The organism is Enterococcus sp. 3G1_DIV0629 (assembly GCF_002141285.1).
In the GTDB taxonomy this organism is placed as follows: domain Bacteria; phylum Bacillota; class Bacilli; order Lactobacillales; family Enterococcaceae; genus Enterococcus_B; species Enterococcus_B lactis.
The window spans coordinates 1-1398 of the sequence record NZ_NGLI01000011.1; the positions used below are offsets into that span (position 1 = coordinate 1).

Below are 1398 nucleotides of genomic sequence, written 5' to 3' on the forward strand. Positions count from 1 at the left end.
TCTTAACCTTTAAAAATTTTAATATAATTAATATCTGTCTCTTATACACATCTAGATGTGTATAAGAGACAGGCTATTACACTAATCCACATTTTTAAGTCCAAATATTTCTTTTTCATTATGAATCCTCCAAAATTTAAATTTGCCTTATAAAGACAACATAACTATAAATTAATAACAAGTTTAATATTTTATAGTTATACACATCTAGATGTGTATAAGAGACAGATTTAATAGTCTTAGTTCATTAAAATAAAAAACTCAACTTTACAAGGATATGGTTTAAAAAATTTACTTATCCAACCCCACTAATTTACGCTGCTTACGATTTGCCTCATCTGCTATATACTTCATCACTGTTTTAAATTCTTTCGCTGAGGCATTTTCTGATAGATCAGCAATACTTTTATTATACTTCTTCACGATTTGTTGTACTTGTTCTTTCTCAGTCATGTAATTCCTCCTCCAACTCTTTTGAAGTATATTGTATTGGTAGTACTAATTGAATATTATCTGCTGCATAGTGTACTTCAGAAATATTATTTTGATAATCTTTAATCATTATGTGAAGGACTACTTCAGGATGTCTATCTTTGACTTTTTCAATATTCTCTCTTGACTTAAAAAACGCATTGATAAACGTTTCTTTTGGCACATGACGTCCCTCAGCTAGTTCACGTTTTCGAGTGAAATCCCAGGCAACTTTGGGATATTGGTAAACATAGAAAATCGTAACGCGAAAGTTATTTTTAAGGGCTCGAATAATGTTTTTCTCTGCACTAAGGATAGCAAAAGTAGCATCTAATATGAAAGAATAGCCATGTTCCAGTACATATTTTAATGATTGTTCAACTAACCAAGAAGAAGCTTTCTGAAAAACACTTGAGTTCTTTCCATTGTATTCTGGAAATTGTGTTCTAAAATAGTCCGCATCAATCACAACATGGTTGTCATAATTTTCAGCTAAACCTAGTGCAACCTCTGTTTTACCTGCTCCTGGGCTTCCGGCCATGAATACCGCGTCTTTTTCATCGTCAGGGATTTTCCCCTTGATAATTGTTTCAATAAATTTATCTTTATTGACCCTAGCGTAATCTAAATACTTGTCTTTAGATTCCAAGATTGCACCTTCTTTCCTTCTTCTATATTTATACTAATTATACGATATTTATATAAAAAATATAACGGTCAATTTAACCATATTAACATTTAAGTCACAGTAATAGCAGATATGCTCGCAAAATGGGATATGAACTGTCTCTTATACACATCTAGATGTGTATAAGAGACAGGTAATAGCAGATATGCTCGCAAAATGGGATATGGACTGTCTCTTATACACATCTAGATGTGTATAAGAGACAGGGATACTGCTATTTCAACTCAGGCCAGTATTCT

At 31.9% G+C, this 1398-nt stretch carries 2 protein-coding genes; both read right to left on the reverse strand.

What is annotated here, in order from left to right:
• Positions 1 to 291: 291 nt before the first annotated feature.
• Positions 292 to 453 (reverse strand): hypothetical protein, encoded by a 162-nt coding sequence (locus tag A5816_RS16145; RefSeq protein ID WP_143351658.1) that lies wholly within the window; start codon positions 451 to 453, stop codon positions 292 to 294.
• On the reverse strand, positions 446 to 1120 hold the full coding sequence (locus A5816_RS15975; protein ID WP_086310757.1) for a zeta toxin family protein: 675 nt from the start codon (positions 1118 to 1120) through the stop codon (positions 446 to 448). The genes A5816_RS16145 and A5816_RS15975 overlap by 8 nt, the downstream gene beginning before the upstream one ends.
• Positions 1121 to 1398: the final 278 nt, after the last annotated feature.

Coding starts and splice junctions, on each gene's coding strand:
- A5816_RS16145 (WP_143351658.1), bottom strand. CDS start 453: ATGACTGAGAAAGAACAAGTACAACAAATCGTGAAGAAGTATAATAAA.